Consider the following 23475-nt stretch of genomic DNA (forward strand, 5'->3'; position numbering starts at 1 on the left):
TAGCTGCGTGGTTTAGAGGAATCGATCCAGCAAGCTCGCTTCGGCGATCCTGGAGAGCCCCTCGCGAACCGTGCGGGCTCTCTGCTCCCCGATTCCCTCAACGGCCATCAACTCTTCAATGGTTGCGGCCATCAGGTTCTGCAAGCCGTCGAAGTGCTCCACCAAGCGATCGGCCACCGCCCGGGGCACCGCCTTGAATCCGGAGAGCAAGCGGTAACCGCGGGGGTGGATCACGGTCTCCAAGGATCCGTTACTGTCCATCAGGCCGACGATACCGGCGATTTTGGCCAGATCGATCAATTCAGTCGGCCCGATATCGTGCAGGCCGGCCACAGCGGAGTCGATCTCCTCCTGGCTGGTTTCCGAGGCCGAATAATCGCGGATCACCATCTCGCTGCCGGGGCCTCGGCCAACCGTCAGCTCATCGAGTTGCAAGGAGAGCAAGCGGCCGTCCACCCCGAGTTCCAGGACGTACTGCGCGATCTCTTCGGAGATCCGGCGCACCATCTCCTGGCGCTGCAGGATGACGGCGACATCCCGTACCGTGACCATCGCCTCGATCTCCAGTGCGGAGAGCGAAGAGGTCACCTGATCCAGCCGGACCCGGTAGCGTTCGAGGGTGGCCAGAGCCTGGTTGGCGCGGGCCAGCACCTTTTCAGAGCCTTCCAGGACGTGGCGCAAGCCGTCGACGTACAGGGCGATGATCTGCATCGACTGGCTGACCGAAATCACCGGAACCCCGGTTTGAATAGCCACTCGTTCGGCGGTGCGGTGCCGAGTGCCGGATTCCTGGGTCTCGATGCTGGGGTCCGGAACCAATTGCACCGCTGCGCGCAGGATCTTGGAGGCGTCTTTATCGCAGACGATCGCGCCGTCCATCTTGGCCAATTCGCGGAGCCGGGTCGGGGCGAAATCAATATCGATCTCGAAGCCGCCGGAACACAGGGATTCAATGGTCTTATCGAAGCCCAGCACAATGAGAGCTCCGGTACGGCCGCGTAGAATCCGTTCCAAGCCATCGCGAAGACCGGTCCCTGGAGCAACGCGAGCCAGCGTTGCCTTCAGCGAGTCCTCGGGGCTGCGAACCATTGCTGCTCCTTTTCGCCAAGCGCAGAGTGCGCTTATCCAGACCAATATCGCCGCACATCTAAAATGCGCCAGCCGCTAGCCCAATACTAGTGGTTCGTGCTAAGACCTGGCGAACAGGGGCGTTTTCAGCTGAAACCTCCGCCTAGACCGATACTTTTTTCCGGCTGTCCCACTGAGTGTTGCCAAGGTGAAAGATGTGGCTGTTTCTGAGCAACATCTGCCTCATCAGTAACACTCAGTGGGACAGAGGAAATCGACACGGAGGAATTTGGGCGGCGGAATTTGGGCGGCGGAAAAGTGAGGCAGCTGGGCCAAGCAGCGGGACAAAAGGATGATCCAAAGTGCTGTCTGCCCCGGGCCAGCGGAAGAGCGGGGTTATGGGAAGAGCCGGGTCAGCGGAAGGGCGGGGTTATGGGAAGAGCAAAGCTAGGGCGTCGCCCAGCTGATGTACTTCGCGCACCGAGAAACCTGATGGAATCGGCCCCGGGCCGTTCGGGCTGGCGGGTACCACAGCGTGGCTGAAACCCAGGCGATGGGCTTCTTGAATGCGCTGGTTAATCCCGGGGACCGGCCTGACCTCCCCGGCCAGCCCGACTTCGCCGAAGGCGATCAATCGAGCGGGCAGTGGCTTGCCGCTACTGGCGGACATGATGGCCAGGGCGATGGAGAGGTCGGTGGCCGGTTCGGTGAGTTTCACCCCGCCGACAGTGGCCACGTAGGAGTCCTGCTCGCTCAGCTGTGCTTTGGTGCGTTGCTGCAGAACCGCCAGCAGCATCGCCACCCGTGAGGAATCCAAACCGCTGGTGGCGCGGCGTGGCTGGGACGTCGAGCTTTTGGCGAGCAGGCTCTGCACCTCGGCTAGCAATGGCCGCTTGCCCTCCAGGGCGACCGTGATGCAGGTGCCCGAGACGGGTTCTTTGGTGCGTGAGATGAAAAGGCCACTCGGGTCGGCCAGGCCCTCAATGCCCTGTTCACTCAAATCGAAGCAGCCAACTTCATCCGTTGGCCCATAACGGTTCTTCGCAGCCCGCAACATGCGCAAGCGGGAATGCCTTTCGCCCTCGAACTGGCACACCACATCCACCAAGTGCTCCAGTAGCCGCGGACCGGCAATCGAGCCGTCCTTCGTGACATGGCCGACCAGTAAAGTCGTCATATTCAGGCGCTTGGCCGCGGCGATCAAAGAAGCGGCGACTTCCCGAACCTGGGTGACGCCTCCCGCCGAACCCTCCACCACAGCGCTACTGAGCGTCTGCACCGAATCCACGATCAGCAGCCGGGGTTTGAGCTGTTCGACCTGCCCTAAAGCGCTACCCAGGTCGTTCTCGGCCACCAGGTAGAGGGCATCAGCCATCGCACCGATCCGCTGGGCTCGCAATTTGACCTGAGCGGCGGATTCCTCGCCGGTGACATAGAGCACATCTCCACTGCTGCGGGCGAATTTCGCGGCGACGTCGAGCAGCAGCGTGGATTTGCCCACCCCGGGTTCCCCGGCGAGCAGCACCACTGCTCCGGGCACTACGCCGCCGCCGAGCACGCGGTCCAGTTCGCTGACCCCGGTGGGCAGATACGCGGATTCCGTGGCATCGACGTCGGCGATCTTGCTGGCCGGGGCGGCGATGCTGCTGGCCGCCGTGGTGCGCGCCACCGTGACTCCGAGCTCCTCAACAGTGCCCCAGGCCTGGCACTCACCGCAACGGCCCACCCACTTAGCCGTGGTCCAACCGCATTCAGAGCACTTATAACCGCTGCTGGCTTGACGTGCGGCGACGGAGCGCGAGGTTTTAACCATGCCAAGAGCCTATCGAGATGTACCGACAACGCGGCTCGGCTTCACCGAGAATGCCCGAGGTGAAGTGCCTAGACCTTGGGGAGCGCATGCTTAGCCTCCTCGGTCTCCATTCCGGCGGCTTCGAGCAGATCCACCAGCAATGGGCGGAACAGCATCACCACCGTTTCACCCTCGAGCCGCTGTATTCCGAGTAGTTTCGGGTGCAGGGCTTCGGCGATGGCCACCAACTCGGCCCTTGCGTAGTGCAGATTCACGGCGCTCGCGGTGGCATCCCGCTCGGAGAGCCCCAGTGCCAGCAGATCCACCGCGTTCGCGGAGTCCTCCAGCAACTGGGCGATGCCCTGTACCGCAGAGTCGCTCAGGGCGGCATTATTGATCGCACTGGTCAGCCTGCGGGTGAACACCCGGGCATTGCGCATTGCATAGTCGAGGTGTTCCAGAGAATCCTGAAGCGAGATGATCTCACCGCGGTATCGCCGGTAAGCCGGAGAGATATTGGTCATCTCCCCGGAGGAGCGCAAGGTGACACGCATCTGATCGATCAGCGGTTGGGCGCTTCTGGCTCGCACCAGAGCATGCCAGGCCACCGTCGAGTCGCTCGCCAAGAGCGCCTCGGCACAGCCTCGCAGAATCTCACTCAGCTCGGTGAGCAGCTTGCGGACGTCCTGCTGCGGTTCCTTACGCGGATCCCGCGGGGTGAGCAGGGTGATGATCAGTGCAAAGCAACCTCCCACCACGGCGTCCAGGCTGCGACTGAAAGGCCCTCCCGTGGGCAGCGGCAAGAGGATCACCAGAACCGACTGCAGGCCGAGCTGGGTAGCGAAGATCACCCCGCCGTCCAGGAACCTCGCCAGCATGATGGAGAGGAAGAGCACCACGGCGGCCTGCCAGATCCCGGGGCCGGCCCAGCCGAGCACCAGTTCGCCCATGATGATGCCCAGAGTGCAGCCGATCGCGACTTCCAAGACCCGGCGGAGGCGGGGATCGCGGGAGAAGCCGAGAGCGATCAAGGATGAGGTGGCGGCGAAGATCGGTCCACTGTGACCAAGCACATACTCGGCGAAGGCATAGGCCGCCACCGCGCAGATGGTCATCTGAATCGCGGGCACCACCGAATTTCCGCTGCGCCGGAAACCGGTGCTGGCATGGGCGCGCAGGAAGCGGGTAGTGGAGGGAATCGGACGCCGTGAGACGGGCATGCTCTAAGTCTAAAGGGAATGTAATGGCCTGGATTTGTTAACCCTTTGTTCACCTACACCGATCTATCTCGTTACCTCTGCCCCCTAAGTTCAATGTTGTACAGCTACGCAATACAGACAAAGTTGAGGTGCAGCCCTATGGGGGGAAACGTGCCAACTCAGCTAGATCCCTGGAAGGGGCACAATACAGTGAAGGTACTTCGCTACAGCCGCGTCGCGGCAGTTATCGCGGTAGGCGCCATCGCCTTGACCGCTTGTGGCACCGATAACGCCACTCCTGGTTCATCGAACAACGCCGGCAGCAGTGCAGCCGGCGCGGGCGTGAGCGGAACGCTGACCGGTATCGGAGCTTCCTCACAGACCTCCGCGATGGATGCTTGGAAGACCAAGTTCGCTTCCGCCAACCAGGGCGCTCAGGTGCAGTATTCCCCCGATGGATCCGGTGCTGGCCGTAAGGCCCTGATCAGCGGTGCTGCTCAGTTCGCCGGCTCGGACGCCTACTTGAACGACGAGGAACTCGCTGACTCCAAGAAGGTCTGCGGCCCCGATGGAGCGATTGACGTTCCGGTCTACATCTCGCCGATCGCGATCGCTTACAACCTCAAGGACGTCCCGAACTTGAAGCTGGACGCCGCTACCACCGCCAAGATCTTCCGCGGCGAGGTCAAGACCTGGAACGACCCGGCGATCGCCGCGCTGAACTCCGGTGTCACCCTGCCGTCCACCGCGATCACCCCGGTGCACCGCTCCGATAACTCGGGCACCACCCAGAACTTCACCGATTACCTGGTGCAGGCCGCTCCCGATGTCTGGAAGGACAAGTCCAGCGGTGACTGGCCCTCGTCCTTGAGCGGCGAGAACGCTAAGGGCACCACCGGCGTCGTCAAGCAGGTCACGCAGACCGAAGGCGCCATCACCTATGCCGATGAGTCCGCAGTGGGCACTCTGAGCACTGTGAGCATCAAGGTCGGCAGCGACTTCGTCAAGGTTTCGGCCGACGCCGCAGCCAAGGCCGTCGAGCTCTCCAAGGTCGCTGACGGCCGTGGACCGAACGACGTGGCCATCAAGCTGGATCGCACCACCACCGAAAGCGGCGTCTACCCCGTAGTGCTGGTCAGCTACCAGGTGTTCTGCTCGACCTACAAGGATCAGAAGACCGTTGATCTGGTCAAGGCCTTCGGTAGCTATGTGGTGAGCACTCAGGGTCAGCAGGACGCCGTCGCCGCTGCCAAGAACGCACCGCTCTCCGCTTCTTTGACCGACAAGGCCAAGAAAGCGATCGACTCCATCAAGGTCGGTTCCTAGCCGTTTCTGACGAACCGGTTGCGTCCCACGAACATGGGACGCAACCGGTTTGCCAGTTCCACCAACCAGTCGGAAGGGCTTTAGGTGACGACACCTGCTCTGACAAAAAGCTCCAGCGCTGACCGCGCCGGGGACAAGATCTTCTCCACTGCGACGCTCGTTGCGGGATGTCTCATCCTCGCTGTACTCTTCTTGGTCGCCGTCTTCCTGATCGTTCAGGCGTTCCCAACCTTCCTCGCCGATCCGGCTGATCTGACCGGTGGTGAGGGCTTCTTCGGTTATGTCCTGCCGCTCGTCGTCGGCACCCTGATCGCCGCGGTGATCGCACTGGTGATCGCCACCCCGATCTCGATCGGCGTCGCCCTCTTCATCTCACACTTCGCCCCGCGTCGGTTGGCCCAGGGGCTCGGCTACTTGGTCGATCTGCTGGCCGCCATTCCCTCAGTCGTCTACGGAGCCTGGGGCGTCGCTTTCCTCGCTCCGCAGCTCACCGGGGTGTACCAATGGCTGGCGAAATATCTCGGCTGGATTCCGATCTTCGCTCCAGACCCCCACACCGGTGTTGCATCCAACACCGGTCGCACCCTGCTCACCGTGGGCATTGTGCTCGCCGTGATGGTGATCCCGATCATCACCTCGCTGTGCCGGGAGATCTTCTTGCAGACCCCTAAGCTCCACGAGGAAGCTGCCCTCGCCCTGGGCGCCACTCGCTGGGAGATGATCAGGGTCGCGGTGCTTCCCTTCGGACGTCCCGGCATTATCAGCGCCATTATGCTCGGTCTGGGGCGTGCCCTTGGTGAGACCATGGCGGTAGCCCTAGTGCTCTCCGCTGGTCCGTTGATCGCGAGCTTGGTGATCACCGGAAATCAGACCATTGCCGCAGAGATCGCGCTCAACTTCCCGGAGGCCTTCGGGACCAGACTGAGCGAACTGATCGCTGCTGGCCTGGTGCTCTTCGTGATCACCCTGGCGGTCAATATGATCGCCCGCTGGATCATCAGCCGTCACAAAGAATTCTCGGGGGCAAACTAAATGGCCAATGCGACTTTGACCAGAAACAAGTCCCAGCTCACCCGTGGGCAGTTGCCTCCTTATGCGCTGTGGCTGGTACTCGTGGGTGCTGCCATCCTGGGTGCTGCGCTCTCTGCGCTGATCGGGTTCAATCCGGTCGGCTTCGTGATCTTCACCGCGATCTTCTTCGTGATCGCGGCCACCATAGCCACCCGAGTGGTCGAGGGCGGGCGAAAAGCCAGCAATAGGTTCATCACCTTCCTGGTGTACGGCTCCTTCATCATCGCGGTGCTGCCGCTGGTCTCGGTGATCTGGATCGTGTTGCAGAAGGGCGTTCCCGGCCTGCTCGATCCGGGCTTCCTGAATACCTCGATGAACGGGGTGACCGGTGTCGAGGACAATGCCACGGCAACCGGCGGACCGGTGCTCGGCGGCGCCTATCACGCGATTATCGGCACCCTGCTGATCACGCTGTGGGCGACCATTATCTCGGTGCCGATCGGCCTGTTGACCGCTGTCTATCTGGTGGAATACTCCAAGGGCGGCCCGCTGGCGCGCGCTATCACCTTCTTCGTGGATGTGATGACCGGCATCCCCTCCATTGTGGCGGGTCTGTTCTCGGTCGCGCTGTTCGGGGTGATCTTCGGCCCGGGCACCAAGACCGGCTTCGTGGCCGCCGTCGCACTCTCGGTCTTGATGATCCCGGTGGTGGTTCGCTCCTCCGAGGAAATGCTCAAGATCGTGCCCAACGAGCTTCGTGAAGCGAGCTATGCGCTCGGCGTTCGCAAATGGCGCACCATTACCAAGGTCGTCATTCCGACGGCGATCTCGGGCATCGCTTCCGGCGTCGCCCTGGCCATCGCCCGGGTGATCGGCGAGACCGCGCCGATCCTGGTCACGGCCGGCTTTGCCACCTCGATCAACTTCAATGCCTTCGCCGGCTGGATGGCCTCGCTGCCGACCTTCATCTACACCCAGATCCTGAACCCCACCTCGCCGAATACCATCGGCCCCAGTGACCAGCGAGCCTGGGCCGCGGCTTTGGTGCTGATCATCATCGTGATGCTATTGAATCTGATCGCCAGGTTGATTGCCCGTATTTTTGCCCCTAAGACCGGCCGCTGAGCTGTCTGTCGAAGATTGCTGTCGAAGATTAAGGAAAGCTACTATGTCCAAGCGGATTGACGTCAAAGACCTCAATGTTTATTACGGGAGTTTCCTGGCCGTCGAAAGTGTGAACATCAATATCGAGCCGCGCTCGGTGACCGCCTTCATCGGCCCTTCCGGCTGTGGCAAGACCACCTTCTTGCGCACCCTGAACCGGATGCACGAAGTGACGCCGGGGGCCAGCGTCAAGGGTGAGGTGCTGCTCGACGGCGACGATCTCTATGGCCCCGGAGTCGATCCGGTGGCTGTGCGCACCAAGGTCGGCATGGTCTTCCAGCGGCCCAACCCGTTCCCCACCATGTCGATCAGGGACAATGTGCTGGCCGGGGTGAAGCTGAACAATAAGCGGATCTCCAAGTCCGATGCCGCTGAGCTGGTAGAGAAATCACTGCGCGGCGCGAATCTCTGGAACGAGGTCAAGGATCGCCTGGACAAGCCGGGCTCGGGTCTTTCCGGTGGGCAGCAGCAGCGGCTCTGCATCGCCCGGGCGATCGCGGTGCAGCCCGAGGTGATCCTGATGGACGAGCCATGCTCAGCGCTGGATCCGATTTCCACCTTGGCCGTGGAGGACCTGATCAACGAGCTGAAGTCTGACTTCACCGTGGTGATCGTGACCCATAATATGCAGCAGGCGGCCCGGGTCTCGGATAAGACGGCGTTCTTCAATATCGCGGGCACCGGCAAGCCCGGCAAGCTGATCGAGTACGCGGAGACCACCACGATCTTCAACAATCCGTCCGTGAAGGCAACCGAGGATTACGTCTCCGGCCGCTTCGGGTGACCATCGCTTCTCGCTGCAACGCTCTGGCACTTAAGCCGTTATCTACCGCTGATAACGACAACGAGTGCCAGAGCGTTCGTGATTAATCGGAGGAAATTCAGAGCAGGGGGCTGAGTGCCAGGTAGAGAATCCCACCGAAGACCGCGGAACTGACCGGAGTCAGTAACCAGAAAAGCATGATCCTGCCGGCCAGGCGGATATTACCGGCGGCGAATCGTTGATTTGCTCCGGCCCCCAGTACCGCTGCAGTGGTCAGTTGAGTGGTCGCCAACGGCAGATGGAAACCGAATCCCGCGACGAAGAGCATCAAGGCACTCACCGATTGCGCGGTGACTGCTCGCATCGGATCAACCCTCACCAGGCGGTGCGCCATGGTGTAGCTGATCCGCCAACCGCCCAGCAGAGTTCCCGCCATCATCAGCAGTCCGACAGCTGAGGTGAGCCACCAGACCTCCGCTCCCGAATTCGATAGCCCGGCAGCGGAGAGCGCGAAAAGCATCAATGCCACGGTTCGAGATCCGTCCTGCAAACCGTGGCCGAAAGCTACAGCACTCGCTGTAATGCCTTGAATCCTGCGAAACCTGCGATTGATGTCGTTCGGCTGAGCATAGCGGGAGAGCCAGGCGACCGGGAACACCACGAGGTAGGAGAAAACAAAGGCGAAGACCGGCGAGATCAGCAGTGGCAGCAAAACCAGCCAGACCACTGCTTCACCCAGGCCCGTCGAAGGGGAAGCGCCTTTCAAGCCGGCAACCCAAGCCGCCCCCGCGATTCCGGAGATCAGCGCGTGCGTTGAGGAGGAGGGGTAACCGATCCACCATTGATAGATGCCCCAGAAGAGGGCTGCCAGCACTGCGGCAAGCAGAATGGCCAAACCCGTTGTGCCGGAGGCGAAATTAAAGACCTGGGTCTGCAGGCTCACTGCGAAGCCTCCGCTGAGCAGCGCTCCGATCAGGTTGAAGACTCCGGCGAGAAGGACGGCAACGGTCGGAGTGAGCGCCCTGGTACGCACCGCGACCGCGACCGTCGATGAGGCATCGCGCAATCCATTGAAAACAGCGAAGGTCGCGGTAAAAAGGCAGAGCAGGATGAAGAAGGCGAGCGCCATGCTCAGGATTCCTTGACGATGATGCTGCCCACCCTGGTAGCCAGCTGACGGAACCCCCTGGTGACCTCGATCAGGTGGTTGGCGAAATCACGGTGTCGGATGTAGTTCGAGGGCTTCTGTTCCTGCAGCAGTTCTGCGCAGAACACCAATTGAGTTCGTTCCGCGCGCTTTGCCAGTTGCAGCACTTCGAGCCAGTAGTCTTCCAGGCCATCGAGATCATCGAGTGAGTTCATCGCATTGACGGTCAGTTCGGCCTGTCGGGCGATCACCTCGAGCTGGTCTGAAGCCCGCCGAGGGATCCGTTCGAGTTTATAGATCGTCAGAAGTTCCGCTGCGGCGTCCAGGGTCTCCATCGCCTCGTGCAGAATACGCGAAAGCGCGTACATGTCCTCGCGCGGTAACGGACTGATGAAGCTGGTGCGCATATGCGTCAGCAGTGCGTAATGCAGATCGTTGGATTCGGCTTCGCGCTCTCGAATTTGCGCGGCCAAGCGGGGGTATTCCTGAACCGGGGCCCCGAAGATCTCAGAGAGGACGTGCACGCCAAGAACCAACTGCTGGGCCATCTGAGCGAGAATGCTCAATCCGGCGCGTTCTTGGGGGTAGAGGCGAAACTTCAACGGAGATCCTTGCGGTTTGCTGCTGCGATGCCGGGAAAGTGCTCTCTACCCGCGCTGAAACACATACTAGCGCCTCAAAGTTACCAACTCTCACGAGCGGGCGCCGGTAGCGGCGGAAAACGCCGCAGAGCATGAAAATGGTGCCGAACCGGGAGCGCCTCTCGGCGTTAGGCCGCTCGTAGCGGCTAAAAGATGGAGCCCGGGGGTTCCGCAGTTCGACACCACCTTTAGTCTCCCGCCTCAACCGGCTGATGTCAACGCGGACGGAGCTCTGCCGCGCTGCCAGTAGCGGCTTTCGGCTGCCAGCTCCGATCAGCTATTGGAGTAACTCGTTGGCCCTCGGTTCTGGTCGTTGTTGAGCGGTTGGCCGTTCAACAACGTGGTATGGGGATGGTAAGACGACGGTCCCACTGGGATAACGGACTGACTCCGCAAGATCTGATTTCTGAGCTGCCACTGCGCTATACCGCCAGCGATTACTGCCAGGCCGAGGCTGAACAGAATTCCGCTGTAAGTCTGGTAAGTCAGGGTCCGTTCCATCTCCAGAGTGATGATCGAGGAGGACAAGCTGACATTCATCAGAGCGGAGATGACATAAAAAATAACGAGCAAGATAAGGGCGCCGCCACTGAAGAACAGCACCGACGAACTACGGAGCGCACAAATAAAGCCTAAACCGATCAAGACGATGCTGATCGTCATCAGCAAGGCGGTGAACGAAGAAAGGGGATCCAGCCACATATATCGCACTAATTCCAATCGATATTCGGTAACCGCCAGGTTCATCACATAGAAGCCGCCAAGGACGAGCAGAGTTCCGAGGATGGCAGCCGCGACAGTTAGTGGAGTGCCGGTGCGGACCTTACTGCGCCGCAGCAGGGCAGTGGTCACACAGAGCAGCGCGGTGACGATACCTAATGGGCCAGCACTTCCGGTGAACAAGAAATCAGAGACCGCATACGGCATGAACTGCCGAGTCCAGGGGTTGAGGAAACCATAGATGGCAGGTGTGAACATGCTGGCCATAGGTAGCAACAGCCAGAGGGTAGCCAGGGTAGGGGCCAGCGATGTCAGCTTGGAAAGCCAGCAAACACCGGCAAACAGCAAGCCGCCGAGCAGTACCAGCAGTAAAGCGGGGATGATTCTTTCGTTGAAGAGTTCATAGCTTTCTAATAGGACGCTATAAGTGCCGGCAGCCCCGGTGGCCAAAAGCCAAAGCGCGATAGGAGTCAGCACGAAACCGAGGACAGCGCCAATAATTCGGGCAGAGGCCCGTGAAGGCACTGTGAGCGGGTAAGCGGTCATGCCTCCAAGTGTAGTGTTCCACCGAATGGAAAAAAAGATCTCTAATCTAATTCTCCGCGTCGCCAAGCGGATGCGGCGTGCTCCAGATCTTCAGCTGTTTTGACCAGTCGCTGCGCACTATGAGTCAGTTTGCTGGCATGAGTTTCGTTGCTCATCTCGCGTTGATCAGCGACCTCGGTTTGGCCGAGTGCCACCACCCTGCAGAAAGCAGCGGATCGTTCCAGTGCGACGTCGAAATCGCCGTCGAAAGCTCCGGAGAGAATCGCGTCCGTCATGGTTTTCAATTCCTCGGCCCCTGGAGGTTCGGCTACCCCGGCGACGACGTGCGAAACTTGGGCGGTGTCCTTGCCTGCTTTGAAGTAGACGGCGATCCGCTCCGGATCACGCTGTGTGGCGGCGCGAAGCGCGTAAAGCCGCCAGAGGGCTCCTGGCAGAGAACGAGCCGGGCTCTCCGCCCACAGCTCGGCGATCACTTCCAGGCCTTGCTGATCGGCGAGGCTCACCAGGCGTGCGGTGATCTCCGGATCGTCATTGGCCCGGCCATGGTGCACCAGGGCGTGGGCGGCCAGATGGGCGGCTTCGGAGACTCGAGCCGGGTCCGCGCCGCCAGCGAACGGTTCGAAATCTGCGGGAGCCAAGGGAATAGGTCGGTGTGGCCTCGGGCTGTGGTTTCCGGCATCTTCGCTCATGATTTGACGATACTCCTGTGCGTCGACGGGGTCGAGGAGGAGGCTCGGGGAATTGGCTGCGGCGGATGTGCAGGTCTTGGCGTACCGTCAAATTGTCGAGGATGCCGAGGTGTGCGGTAAGGTATTAAAGTCCATTTGTACTGGAATTTCGGCTCAGCCTAATTTCCGGTGCGGACTGGTCGGGGCCTTTAGCTCAGATGGTAGAGCATCGGACTTTTAATCCGTGGGTCGAGGGTTCGAGCCCCTCAGGGCCCACCAACAGTGTCGGTAGTCAAACCCCGACACGAAAATTGAAGTTGTTCTCAGTGAAGGACCTGCCTGTTTGGGCGGGTCCTTCACTTTTTGTGTTCGGTTGCGGGTTTAGCAGGGTCGTAGCGGTGGTTGCAAGGGTTTTGAAGAGCTCGGCGAGTTCGATGGTGACCTGATCTTTTGTAATGGTGATCCGGTGGGTGAGGACTTGGTTGAGGAGCCTGCGAATATGGTCGGTTGCGGTTTCGTAGATTTCGGTGCAGCGCTCGAGCACGGTGAGTCGGGCGTGTAAGGTAAATGCTGAGCATCGGGTATCTTCAAAAATGACCTTATCTCCACTGCTAAAAATATATTGGAATATAAGGTTATAAGAATTATTGCTGTCAAGATTGATGGTCGACACGTTTTCCCAGGAGCTCCATCTATGGCAATATAGTTTTAGATAAAAATATTCTTTCTGAGCCAGGGAAAAATTCAGAAGGCGCTAGTTTTAATGGATCAATAGACATCATCTTTAACTTCAATCTGAGGTATCTAATTTGCCGACAGATGTTTATTAATGTATGGCAAGAATGAAGTTCCAGCTCGGTGAGCTAAAGAATCTTCCCATCGTTAAGCTGCCAGTGCTCATCAAGTCTTACATTTTGCATCAGTCGTCGGTCATGGGTCACTAACAACAATGTGCCTTCATAATCTTCAAGTGCTTGTTCCAACTGTTCGATTGCTGGCAAATCTAGGTGATTAGTTGGTTCATCAAGCACAAGAAGGTTTACACCTCGAGCTTGCAGCAGAGCTAGGCTGGCCCGGGTCCGTTCGCCAGGAGACAAAGTATTTACGGAGGAATTGATATGATTAGCTCCTAACCCAAACTTTGCCAGCAAAGGTCGCGTCTCTGACTCGGAATACCCCGGTGTAACGGATATAAAGGCTTCCAATAGGCTTTTGTTTTCAGGTAACTGTATACGCGCCTGGTCGATCTCACCTACAGACACATTGGATCCCATCGAGGCAGAACCTGCGTCAGGTCTTTGATGCCCAAGTATAAGACGCAGCAAAGTAGATTTTCCAGAACCGTTAGGTCCGGTGATTCCTATTCGCTGTCCTGCATTGACCTGGAGCGAGACAGGTCCGAGGGTGAAATTTTCCTTACGAATTACTGCTTTATTCAAGGTCGCGACTACCATGCTGGACCGGGGAGCACTGCCTATCGTAAATTTTAACTGCCATTCTTTACGAGGTTCGTCTACAACATCGAGCCTGGCGATTTGCTTTTGCATTTGACGCGCTTTCTGCGCTTGATTCTCAGATGATTCTTTGTTTGCTTTCCGGCGAATTTTATCGTTGTCTGGACTCTTCTTAACGGAATTACGTACACCTTGCGCACTCCATTCACGCTGGGTACGTGCCCTAGACACCAAGTCTGATTTCTTGGCGTCGAATTCATCAAACGATTCGCGTGCATGACGACGAGCTATTTCACGCTCCTCTAAGAAATTGTCATAGCCACCTTGATACACGGCAACTTTATTTTGAGCTAAGTCGAGCTCTACAACACTAGTGACGCTACGGGCCAAAAACTCACGATCATGTGATACAAGTACTACACCACTTCTTAGACTGTGTATGAATTTCTCGAGTCGATCGAGTCCTTCAACATCTAAATCATTTGTCGGCTCGTCGAGTAACACAAGATCAAAGCGGCTCAGCAGCAAACTTCCGAGAGCAACACGAGCTAACTGCCCACCAGAAAGATCTGTCATTAACGCCTCTGGCGGAATGCCTTTGGCAACATCTGCCAGGACTAATGGAAGCCTTTCCTCTAAATCTGCAGCGCCACAAGCCATCCAGTGATCCATAGCAGCGACAAATCGTTCATCTGCACCGGGGGAACCAGCAGCTAACGCCTCTGACGCAGCTTCCAGGGACATCGTGGCACTTGTAGAGCCGGTTCGACGACTAATATAGCCTGCAACAGTTTCGTCAATTTTTCTTTCATGCTCCTGAGGCAGCCAACCCACAAAAGCATCCCTCGGTGTAGTTAGTACCCGGCCAGATAGTGGTCTGTCTATTCCTGCCAGTAATTTCAGAAGGGTGGATTTGCCAGCCCCGTTCGCACCCACGACGCCAACAACGTCTCCTGGCGCTATTGTCAGATCCAGATTAGTAAAAAGCACATGGTGAGGACTCCCGCCTGAGAGGCCCCTCGCTACAAGCGTTGCACTCACTTATTCATCCCTAGTTGTGACCTCATTCGAACTGAGGATCTTAGCCAGATCAAGCACAGGGACTGACTCATCTAGACTTGTCACCTGAGTTGGAAAAAATTTTAACTGCGCCAGATACAAACTTGCAAAATGAAATCCATGTGCCACTAGATATTCTGCGCAGAGCTTCCCTGAACCTAGGATCGTCCCAGTTCTCTGTACCTCCAGCCAGCCTTGCGCCATTCTCCCGGATCAGGAGCATTTCTGCCATCAATTCTGCATCGGGTTGATACTAGGTTCCCCAGCAGAATGATTTCGGCTCAGACCTCACCCGAGCTTGAGCTGCGTATTCAGACTTCATCGAGCTTTGAATCATGGCGCTGAAACTTGGGCAGCCGTGCCTGCGAAAGGACGGCCCTTATTTGGTTTAGCGAAGGACGGTTAGCGACTAAACCCTGCGGCGACTAAACCCTGCGGCGGCGTTCCCACAGCACGGCGTGGGTGACCAAAGTGGCGAGGACACCGAGCAGTGCAAAGACCAGAAAGACCACCGTATAAGGGGCTAAGAGGCTGAGCCAATAGGTTCGCTCCAGAGTGGTTTGCACTGACGAGGCGTCGTAACTACCTGGCATGCTCTGCGAGATTCCGATGAATCCCAAGACCGTGAGGACAACAGCCAGCCCATTCAGCACCCAGAGCGCAATAAGCCAGGGATTGAAGCGCACCGCGTGCTCAAGCTCTGCTTCGATTTCAGCGGCAGCCAACCGGACACCGTTCTCATCCAGCTCATGAATTTGAATCGACTCTGCATTTTCCGACATGATTCTCAGCATAGATGAGCGAGAGATGCGTAGCATGGGTGAATGCCTGCAAATACGCAAAGAGTCCTGATCACCGGTGCGACGGCGGGATTGGGCGCCGAATTCGCCCAGCAATTGGCTGCTCAGGGGCACCATCTCGTCTTAGTGGCCCGGAATCAAGAGCGTTTAGAGGTCAAAGCGATTCGGCTGCGTCAGGATTTCGGCGTTGAAGTCGAGGTGATCTCCGCCGATCTGCAGGCTCCCTCTGGTATCGAGCTGGTGAGCACGCGATTGCAGCAGGAACAGGCCCCGGTGAGCATGCTGATCAACAATGCCGGTTTTGGCCTGACCAAGTCCTTTGAGAAAAATACCGTGCAGGAAGAATCTGATCATCTGCAACTGCTCGTGGCCACCCCGATGCTGCTGATGCACGCGGTGCTGCCGGGGATGCTCTCCCGTGGCGAAGGCAAAATCATCAATGTGGCCAGCGTGGCCGGCTTCATTCCGCGGGCTACGTACGGCGCGTGCAAAGCCTGGCTGATCAGCTTCAGCCGCTGGGCCAATGTGCAGTACTCCGCTCAAGGAGTCACGGTGACGGCGGTCTGCCCAGGCTTCGTGCACACCGAGTTCCACCAGCGGATGAACGCCTCCACCGATGGTATTCCGAACTGGATGTGGCTGAATGCCGACCGGGTGGTGCGCGAGGGACTGGCCGATGCTTTCTCCGGCAAATCGGTGAGCGTGCCTTCCAAACGCTATAAAGCGCTCGCCTTCCTGAGTAAGTTCAGTTCTGATAAGTTCGGCACTTTTGCTGGAAAGCGTGGCCGTTAAAGGGCGACTGTGTATTATTGAAACATGGACACTTTGATTTACGGCTAATTCCGGCCAAGCGATTAATCGCCGGAATTCCGATTCACCAGTTCCCGTCAATTCGGCTCGTTGAGGTATGCCTCCGAGTGGATATCCCCGGTCTTTGCGGTGTGTACTGCCGCGCCTTTGGCGAGCCTCCATTTCTGAAGGAGTAAAAATGCGTCCCCATGATTCTCATCCTGAAAGTGATTCCAAACAACTGCCTGCCATTCACCTCTCCCCGTCGGTCGAAGCCAAATTGAGTGATGCCGCCAAGGAGTCGTTGGCTCGTCAGCAAGCTCGGGCGATGCCCGGCGGGCAGTCCGTGGCGCACGGCCATAAACCGACTCACGCGAGCGGAAAACAAGGACGGCGGGAGCGTAAAGTCCGCTGGTAATCCACACCTGCCGGCCCTCCGCCCCAGGGCCTGACGCAGGGTTGGCGCTATTGCGGGGCGATTACTAAGCCGCCTGGCTTGGCGAACGCCTCAGCGCGCGCCAAGCCAGGCAGCTTCGTGCTGAACGGTGTCAATGAGGCTGCGTGCTGGGTGGTCCACCGGCAGGTGCGGCCGGTTCATAGCTGTCATCGAAGGGCATCTCATTGAGGTCAAGATGGGGGTTGTGATCCTGCCCCGCAACCAATTCAATGGCTTCCTCTTCGGTGTCAACGCTCGGCATCGAGCCGGGCAAGGGGCGTCCGGCGGACTCGCGGAGGAAGAAGATGGCGATCGCCCCGATGATGGAGGTGGCCATCAGATAGTAGGCCGGCGTCATATCGGTGTGCAGCAGCTCGAGGAGGCCCTGGATGATGAACGGGGTGGTTCCGCCGAAGATCGCCACCGCGAAGTTATAGGCGATTCCCATTCCGCCGTAGCGGCTCGGAGTGGGGAACAGGGCCGGCAGCGCAGAGGCTAGGTTGGCCACGTAGAACGTCACCGGGAAGGCGATGAGGGCCAGCCCGAGCAGGGTGGACCAGATCTCCCCGACGCCGATCAGCATAAAGGCCGGAATCGCGAAGACAATGGTGCTGATCGCGCCGATCCACAGCACGGGACGGCGTCCTACCCGGTCTGAGAGCTTCCCGGTGAGCGGAATGCAGACCGCCATAATCACCAGCACCGGCAAGGTCAGCAAGGTGCCGTGGATCGGATCGTAGCCTTTGTTCTCGGTCAGATAGGTCGGCATATAGGAGGTCAGGGCATAGCCTGCGGTGTTCGCGGCGGCCACTAAGAGCACCGCGACCACCATCTGGCGCCAGTAGGCCAGCACGATGCCGAGCGGGCCCCTGGCAGCGATCTCGTCGCCGGCCTGGGCTTCCTTCGCCGAGGATTCCTGGGCATCGAGAGTTGCTTGGAACTGCGGAGACTCCTCGATGCGGAGCCGGAAGTAAATCGCGATCGCGCCGAGCGGACCGGCGATCAGGAAGGGGATTCGCCAACCCCATTCCTGCATGGCGGCGGAGCCCAGGGCGAGTTGCATAATGGAGACCATCGCGGCACCGATGGCGAAACCCAGGTAGCTGCCCATATCGAGGAAGCTGGCGAAGAAGCCGCGTCGTTTATCCGGGGCGTATTCGCTGACGAAAGTGGTGGCACCGGCGTACTCACCGCCGGTCGAGAAACCTTGGATCAGTTTCATCAGCACGAGAAGCACGGGTGCCCACCAGCCGATCACGGCGTAGCCAGGGAGCAGGCCAATAGCGAAGGTTGAGGCCGCCATCATGATCAAAGTCGTCGCGAGCACCTTCTGCCGGCCGAGCTTATCGCCCAGATAGCCGAAGACGATGCCACCCAACGGGCGGGCGATGAAGGTGACGGCGAAAACACCGAAGCTGAAGAGCACCTGGACGTTATCGGCAGCGTCGGAGAGGAAGACCGCGCCCATCACGGCGACTAGATAACCGTAAACGCCGACGTCGTACCATTCCATGGTGTTTCCCACCACGGTTCCACCGAGTGCTCTTTTCAACATGGGCTGGTTCACCACATTGATGTGGCTCTTGCTCAGCCGGCGTTTTTTCAGCCGTCCAGAGGGTTTGCTCCTGGCGTTCTTCACGCCGTTGTCGGCTGTGGAAATGCTTCTGTCTATGGGCATTTGGGTCTCTCTGATTGTCTTCTTCGAGGAGGTCATTTGCTTGCGACTTCTAGCTGCCCAGCTGCGGGCAGGCCTTCCACTCTACGGAATTCGCTCCCGGGATGTCGGGGAAAGCGGCCCGGATGGGGTGCTCAGCGTGCCGGGCAGCCGAGTGCATCCCAGCGCTCAAGCGCTGAAATGATCGTTACTTTATCGTTATATTCTGGCGAAGGGCCGACGTCGAAAAACCGCGGATTCCACCGGGAAAGAACCGAAATCAGAGACCTAATTCCAGCAAAATAGGCAGCCGCTCACGCACCAGATCTTTCGCCTCGGTGGCGCTCGAAGCCGTTAGTGCTAGCGCTGCGAGCTCGCCCGCCTGGGAGAGCGAAACACTCTTCAGTACTGCTGCCACCGCAGGGATTGCCCGAGCGGACATCGAGAGCGTGCTGACGCCCAGGCCGACCAGTACGACGGCGAGTGCCGGATCGGCTGCCGCTTCGCCGCAGACTCCGATCGGCCGTCCCCGGTCTGCCGAGCCGGATTCGGCAGACCGAGTGCAGAGCGCGATCAGGGTGAGCACCGCGGGTTGCCAGGAATCGTTCAATGCGGCCAGTGCAGCGGACTGTCGATCTGCCGCCATGGTGTACTGGGTCAGGTCATTCGTACCAAGACTGGCGAAATCGACGTGTTCAAGGATCTTTCCAGCGCTCAGCGCGGCTGCGGGAACTTCGATCATCACTCCGCAGTTGGTGAGGCCAGCGCTGCCGCACAATTCACTGAAGTTCTTGGCCTCCGCGGGGGTGGCAATCATCGGAGCCATCGTCCACACAGTGACGTCCACTTCCCGGGCCGCTGCCGCAATCGCCTCAAGCTGCCGTTGCAGTACAGCGGGCCGGCTCTCCTGGGTGCGGTAACCCCGCACCCCCAGAGCCGGATTCGGCTCCGTAGCGCTGCTCAAAAACGGTAGCGGTTTATCCGCACCGGCGTCCAGGGTGCGAACCACGATCTTCGGCCGGTCTGCTGGATCGGCAAAGGCCAGGAAAACCGAACGATAGGCGGTGGTCTGCTCTTCGATACTGGGTTCGGCATCGCGTTCCAGGAAGAGAAATTCGGTGCGGAACAACCCGATGCCCTCGGCTCCAGCAGCCTTGGCCGCTTTCGCCTCCTGTGCATTGCCGACATTCGCCAAGAGGGCTATGCGCGTACCATCGGCCAACCGACCTGCGCCGTCGAAAGCTTTCAGGGCCGAGGCCTGCGAAGACCAGCTGCTGGCCGCCTCCCGTTCCGCGGGGCCTGGCTCAGTGACAAGCAGCCCCGCGGCGCCATCGATGAACACCTCCGTGCCCGCCGGAATCCGGGTGATCCCGGCGGCAGCCACTACAGCGGGCAGACCAAGCGAACGAGCAATGATCGCGGTGTGAGACTGAGGACCCCCCGAAGCTGTCACGAGCCCGAGCACCTTGCTGGGATCCAGCGTGGCGGTATCCGCCGGGGCCAGATCATCGGCCAACAGGATGAAGGGTTCCGCGGAGGTGGGGATTCCTGGAGCGCTGAGACCTCGCAACTGCGCGACCAGCCGATCGCGCACATCGAAAACATCTCTCGCGCGTTCGGCCATGGCCCCGCCCAAGCTCAGCAGGGTGGAAGCCACTCCCTCGGCGGCTTGCCAGATCGCGCGTTCGGCGGAGAGCCCTGAATCGATGAACTTCCTGGCGGTTTTGAGTAGCATTGGGTCGGCGGCCATCAACGCCGTCGCCTGCAAAACAGCCTGGGCTTCGCCACTGAGCTGGGCGGCCCGAGCGCTCAGCGAAGCCCGCACCGCTTCGGAAGCGCTGCGCAGTGATTCAAAGGCCTCTTCTGCCGTGCTGCCCTGCGGTCTGGTCTGGCCATCAGCGGGTTCAAGCACGGGGGAGGGCATCTGCCTGATGGCCGCGACGATCCTGCCGGGGCAAACTCCAACGCCTTTGTAGGTCTGCACTGCGATCTCCTCCCAGAATCCCTCCAAACTGCCACGGTATCAACGGTTCTGACCTTAGCCCCTCAGGGTGCTGATTTTTCCTTTGCGTCCTGTCTTTCTTCGGCGCGCTGGATTCGCAGCGTCCAGTCGTAGAGCACCCTATTCAGCCCCATGGCGTCGATGAGCTCGAATTCAACTCCGCTGCTGAGCACCGCGAAGGCCGCCCAATCGGGGGAATAGGTTGAAATGGACAGCTCGCAGCGATCTCCGTCGATGCTCTTCAACTCGGCCCATTGCCCCAATCGCTCTCGCAGGCTCTCCGCTGAGGCGTGCAGCAGGATCCGATAGGGGCGAGGCCCTGCTGAAAGCGACTCCAGGCTGGAGACAAGATAGCTCGCGGCGTCTTCAGCCGGCAGCTCGCGTTGTCTGAAACGTTCCCCGGTATTGCGTGGCAGGCTCATTCGATCCAGCCGAAAACTGCGCCAGGCATGCCGGCCCAGATCGTAGCCCACGAGATACCAGCGCTGACGCAAGGAGACCAGGCGGTGCGGTTCGACCAAACGCTCGCTGTCCCGGCCGTCCTGGGCGGTATAGCTGAAACTGAGCCGTTCCAGGTCGCGGCACCCCTGGGCGACGGCGGTCAGCAATCCGACATTGACGATCGGCCCGCTACCGGCGGTGGGAACCGTTGCGGTTTGCAGTGCTTCGACCCTGCGCCGCAGTTTAGCGGGCATCACTTGAATGACCTTGGATAAGGCGCTCACGGAAGCGTCTTCAATGCCGCTGATCGAGCCTTGAGCGGCGAGGCGGAGGCCAATGGCCAAGGCGACGGCCTCTTCGTCGTCCGCCAGCAGCGGCGGCAGCGAAGCACCAGCGGCTAATTGGTAGCCTCCGGCTGTTCCCCGGTTAGCCTCCACCGGGTAGCCGAGCTCGCGCAGCCGATCCACGTCCCGGCGCAGCGTACGCAGCGAGACCTCGAGCTTATCGGCTAGATCCTGGCCAGCCCAGAATCGATGATGCTGCAAAAGTGAGAGCAGCCTGAGGGTTCGCGAGCTGGTGTTCGCCATGAAGCCATTATGAACGGCCTTTAGGCCGGAGATCGACCTGATTCCCGAGAACTGGCGAGCGAGGGCTCGTCCTTGGTGGAGAGCGTGATCACTGCTTCCTCGATGTAATTGAAGTTCTCCATCTCGCGCTCCAGCTTCCGCAATTTGAGCGCTACATCGTCCTCACCCTGATTGCCTTGCAGGTCGACGGCGGCCACCAGATAGAGCTTGCTGGGGCCGACGAATTCAAGGTGCAGGTAGGTCACCCGGTCGATTTCCGGCCGCTTGAGCAGCAACTCCACGGCGAGTTCCTGCACTTCGGCCGAGGCCGATTGGCCCACCAGGAAGCGCCGGTTCCGGTCGATCAGCACCACGGCGACCACGCCGAGCAGGATTCCTACCGTGATGGAGCCGATGGCGTCCGGGATCGGCGAGCCGGTGAGTTGATGTAACAGGATGCCCAGGAAGGCGACCAGCAGGCCGATCAGCGCTGCGGCGTCCTCGGCGAAGACCGCTCGAAGCGTGGGATTCGAGCTATTGGCCACGTGCTCCAGGGTGGGTACTCGGATGGCTTGCGCGGTCTTCCTGGCCTGCCGGTAAGCCTGAGTGAAGGAGACTGCCTCGAGGGCGAAGGAGATCGCCAGCACTACGTAGGCGATCAAGAAATCTCCGGCGGGTTCAGGTTCGAACAACTCCTGAAAGCCGTGCATGATCGAGACCACAGCGCCTGCGGTGAAGAGGCCGAAGGCGGCGAACATGGACCAGATATAGGCCTCTCTGCCATAGCCCATCGGATGCCTGGCGTCCCGGGGCCGCTGGGATCGTCTGTCGGCGAACAGCAGGAAGACCTCATTCCCCGCGTCGGCCCAGGAGTGCGCAGCCTCTGCGACCATGGATGCCGAACCGGTGATCGCCGCGGCGAAGGATTTCGCTATTGCAATCAGCAGGTTGGCAACGAAAGCCAGAATCACCGTGAAGGTGCTTTCGGACTTCGTCTCTCCCGCTTCGCCGTGTTCTTTGATCGCGGTGAGCAGCGCTGACTTCCTGGATTCTTCAGCCATGGCTAAACCTTATCCCCGTCCGGGTGCCAGCGGATATTATGAGGGGATGCTGCAAGCGGTCTGGTCCAAGCCCGAAGCTGAGCGGGCAGACACGCCCTTGCTCGTGATGCTGCACGGTTATGGGGCCGACGAGCAATACATGGCCCAGCACTTTCAGGCCATGCCGCAGAGTTTCACCTGCGTGGCTCCGCGGGGTGGCTTCGATATGGATGGAATCTATGGCTGGTTCCTGCTCGATTACTTCCTGAACAATGACTTCGCTCAGGTGGTCTCTGCCGCAAACCAGGTATTTGGCTGGCTCGATGCCGAGTTGGCGAAGCATCGGTTCAGTAGCGTCAGCCTGCTCGGCCATTCGCAGGGTATGGCGATGGCGAGCACGCTGCTCCGCCTGCGGCAGCAGAGTTTTGCCGCCGTCGTCGGGTTTTCCGGGTTCGTCCTCAACAACCCCCTGCTGGGGGCTTTAGAGCCGCTGAATCACCGGGTGCCCTTCTTCTGGGCCAGGGATGAGGCGGATCTGGTGATCAATCCGGATGCTGTAGAGTTCACCGGCGAGTGGCTCGCCGAGAACACCCTTCTCCAACAAGAGCTCTACTCGGGAATGGGGCATTCGATCGGCCCGGCTGAGCTGATCGATGCCAGTTCTTTCCTGACTCTCAAGGTTCCCGGCTCCTTCCGGCCTTCCGCTAGCTAAGCGCGCCCCTGGGGTACGGGGGTAAACGGCGGCAGTTCAAGGCCGCTCAGATTCATTGCATCCTCCCGGAGGAAGACTTGTATTCAAGCTACTTAGCGTTACTATGTACTAGTAGCTAGTATCACTGAGTAGTAAGGGGGTGTCCGATGGGCAAGCAGATGACAGAAATGCTCAAGGGGACGCTGGAGGGCATTGTGCTTGCCTTCCTGACCGGGAATCCGGCCTATGGATATGAGATCACCACGATGCTCCGGGCAAAGGGATTCACCGATATTGCCGAAGGCACGGTCTACGCACTGCTCGTGCGGATCGAGCAGAAGGGCCTGGTGGACGTCGAAAAACGGCCCTCCGAGAAGGGGCCGCCGCGCAAGGTGTATTCACTCAACGAACAAGGCAGAAAAGAACTGGACGAATTCTGGACCACATGGAGCTTTCTCTCCGAACGGTTAGAACAGCTCCGAAAGGGAGGGCACTGAA

General features: G+C 59.5%; 22 protein-coding genes and 1 tRNA gene. 9 read left to right on the plus strand and 14 right to left on the minus strand.

Annotated elements, in window-relative coordinates; translation table 11 throughout:
- Positions 1–12: 12 nt before the first annotated feature.
- The 3 genes from disA to ABDK06_RS08695 form a co-directional block, all read right to left on the minus strand.
- Entirely contained in the window at positions 13–1089 is a 1077-nt protein-coding gene (gene disA, locus ABDK06_RS08685) for a DNA integrity scanning diadenylate cyclase DisA (RefSeq protein ID WP_394940564.1), read from the minus strand.
- Between the two features lie 409 nt (positions 1090–1498).
- Positions 1499–2881 (minus strand): DNA repair protein RadA, encoded by a 1383-nt coding sequence (radA, locus tag ABDK06_RS08690; RefSeq protein WP_394940565.1) that lies wholly within the window; start codon positions 2879–2881, stop codon positions 1499–1501.
- Between the two features lie 68 nt (positions 2882–2949).
- Complete coding sequence (locus ABDK06_RS08695; protein WP_394940566.1) at positions 2950–4080, minus strand: FUSC family protein; 1131 nt, start codon at positions 4078–4080, stop codon at positions 2950–2952.
- A 189-nt stretch (positions 4081–4269) separates the two neighbouring features.
- Between ABDK06_RS08695 and pstS the strand changes: the two genes are divergently transcribed.
- The 4 genes from pstS (at position 4270) to pstB (ending at position 8344) form a co-directional block, all read left to right on the plus strand.
- The gene (gene pstS, locus ABDK06_RS08700; RefSeq protein WP_394940567.1) at positions 4270–5385 is read left to right on the plus strand and encodes a phosphate ABC transporter substrate-binding protein PstS; all 1116 of its coding nucleotides are present in this window, start codon (positions 4270–4272) and stop codon (positions 5383–5385) included.
- Positions 5386–5469: 84 nt separating this feature from the next.
- Entirely contained in the window at positions 5470–6417 is a 948-nt protein-coding gene (gene pstC / locus ABDK06_RS08705) for a phosphate ABC transporter permease subunit PstC (RefSeq protein WP_394940568.1), read from the plus strand.
- On the plus strand, positions 6418–7521 hold the full coding sequence (gene pstA, locus ABDK06_RS08710; protein WP_394940569.1) for a phosphate ABC transporter permease PstA: 1104 nt from the start codon (positions 6418–6420) through the stop codon (positions 7519–7521). It begins immediately after the preceding gene.
- A 43-nt stretch (positions 7522–7564) separates the two neighbouring features.
- Positions 7565–8344 carry a phosphate ABC transporter ATP-binding protein PstB gene (gene pstB, locus ABDK06_RS08715; protein WP_394940570.1) on the plus strand — a complete coding sequence of 260 codons (780 nt, stop codon included), beginning with the start codon at positions 7565–7567 and terminating at the stop codon, positions 8342–8344.
- Between the two features lie 97 nt (positions 8345–8441).
- On the opposite strand, the gene ABDK06_RS08720 is transcribed toward pstB, so the two are convergent.
- The 4 genes from ABDK06_RS08720 to ABDK06_RS08735 all read right to left on the minus strand — a co-directional run bounded on the left by ABDK06_RS08720 (position 8442) and on the right by ABDK06_RS08735 (position 12066).
- On the minus strand, positions 8442–9452 hold the full coding sequence (locus ABDK06_RS08720) for an inorganic phosphate transporter (protein WP_394940571.1): 1011 nt from the start codon (positions 9450–9452) through the stop codon (positions 8442–8444).
- Between the two features lie 2 nt (positions 9453–9454).
- Positions 9455–10072 carry a DUF47 domain-containing protein gene (locus tag ABDK06_RS08725; RefSeq protein WP_394940572.1) on the minus strand — a complete coding sequence of 206 codons (618 nt, stop codon included), beginning with the start codon at positions 10070–10072 and terminating at the stop codon, positions 9455–9457.
- Between the two features lie 312 nt (positions 10073–10384).
- A complete protein-coding gene (locus ABDK06_RS08730) occupies positions 10385–11377 on the minus strand; it encodes a hypothetical protein (protein ID WP_394940573.1) in 993 nt (330 codons plus the stop codon).
- Positions 11378–11418: 41 nt separating this feature from the next.
- Positions 11419–12066 (minus strand): hypothetical protein, encoded by a 648-nt coding sequence (locus tag ABDK06_RS08735; RefSeq protein WP_394940574.1) that lies wholly within the window; start codon positions 12064–12066, stop codon positions 11419–11421.
- 182 nt (positions 12067–12248) lie between these two features.
- Here ABDK06_RS08735 and ABDK06_RS08740 point away from each other — a divergent pair.
- Positions 12249–12324: transfer RNA gene (locus ABDK06_RS08740), tRNA-Lys, on the plus strand.
- Between the two features lie 13 nt (positions 12325–12337).
- Here ABDK06_RS08740 and ABDK06_RS08745 read toward each other — a convergent pair.
- The 3 genes from ABDK06_RS08745 to ABDK06_RS08755 all read right to left on the minus strand — a co-directional run bounded on the left by ABDK06_RS08745 (position 12338) and on the right by ABDK06_RS08755 (position 15340).
- Positions 12338–12718 (minus strand): hypothetical protein, encoded by a 381-nt coding sequence (locus tag ABDK06_RS08745; RefSeq protein WP_394940575.1) that lies wholly within the window; start codon positions 12716–12718, stop codon positions 12338–12340.
- A 190-nt stretch (positions 12719–12908) separates the two neighbouring features.
- Positions 12909–14540: a ribosomal protection-like ABC-F family protein gene (gene abc-f / locus ABDK06_RS08750; RefSeq protein ID WP_394940576.1), complete on the minus strand. Its 1632-nt coding sequence runs from the start codon at positions 14538–14540 to the stop codon at positions 12909–12911.
- A gap of 443 nt (positions 14541–14983) precedes the next feature.
- A complete protein-coding gene (locus ABDK06_RS08755) occupies positions 14984–15340 on the minus strand; it encodes a hypothetical protein (RefSeq protein ID WP_394940577.1) in 357 nt (118 codons plus the stop codon).
- A gap of 42 nt (positions 15341–15382) precedes the next feature.
- On the opposite strand from ABDK06_RS08755, the gene ABDK06_RS08760 reads away from it, so the two are divergent.
- Positions 15383–16150, plus strand: coding sequence for an SDR family NAD(P)-dependent oxidoreductase (locus tag ABDK06_RS08760; protein WP_394940578.1), 768 nt, complete (start codon positions 15383–15385; stop codon positions 16148–16150).
- A gap of 196 nt (positions 16151–16346) precedes the next feature.
- Entirely contained in the window at positions 16347–16565 is a 219-nt protein-coding gene (locus ABDK06_RS08765) for a hypothetical protein (protein WP_394940579.1), read from the plus strand.
- 130 nt (positions 16566–16695) lie between these two features.
- Here ABDK06_RS08765 and ABDK06_RS08770 read toward each other — a convergent pair whose 3' ends face one another.
- From ABDK06_RS08770 to ABDK06_RS08785, 4 genes are all read right to left on the minus strand, one after another.
- On the minus strand, positions 16696–18261 hold the full coding sequence (locus tag ABDK06_RS08770; RefSeq protein WP_394940580.1) for an MFS transporter: 1566 nt from the start codon (positions 18259–18261) through the stop codon (positions 16696–16698).
- Positions 18262–18517: 256 nt separating this feature from the next.
- Entirely contained in the window at positions 18518–20221 is a 1704-nt protein-coding gene (gene ptsP / locus ABDK06_RS08775; protein WP_394940581.1) for a phosphoenolpyruvate--protein phosphotransferase, read from the minus strand.
- A gap of 62 nt (positions 20222–20283) precedes the next feature.
- Positions 20284–21267 carry a helix-turn-helix transcriptional regulator gene (locus tag ABDK06_RS08780; RefSeq protein ID WP_394940582.1) on the minus strand — a complete coding sequence of 328 codons (984 nt, stop codon included), beginning with the start codon at positions 21265–21267 and terminating at the stop codon, positions 20284–20286.
- A 20-nt stretch (positions 21268–21287) separates the two neighbouring features.
- Positions 21288–22307, minus strand: coding sequence for a cation diffusion facilitator family transporter (locus ABDK06_RS08785; RefSeq protein WP_394940583.1), 1020 nt, complete (start codon positions 22305–22307; stop codon positions 21288–21290).
- Between the two features lie 46 nt (positions 22308–22353).
- Between ABDK06_RS08785 and ABDK06_RS08790 the strand changes: the two genes are divergently transcribed.
- Positions 22354–22998 carry an alpha/beta hydrolase gene (locus ABDK06_RS08790; protein WP_394940824.1) on the plus strand — a complete coding sequence of 215 codons (645 nt, stop codon included), beginning with the start codon at positions 22354–22356 and terminating at the stop codon, positions 22996–22998.
- A gap of 146 nt (positions 22999–23144) precedes the next feature.
- Complete coding sequence (locus tag ABDK06_RS08795; RefSeq protein ID WP_394940584.1) at positions 23145–23474, plus strand: PadR family transcriptional regulator; 330 nt, start codon at positions 23145–23147, stop codon at positions 23472–23474.
- Position 23475: the final 1 nt, after the last annotated feature.

The organism is Psychromicrobium ferritrahens (assembly GCF_043789415.1).
Lineage (GTDB): Bacteria > Actinomycetota > Actinomycetes > Actinomycetales > Micrococcaceae > Renibacterium.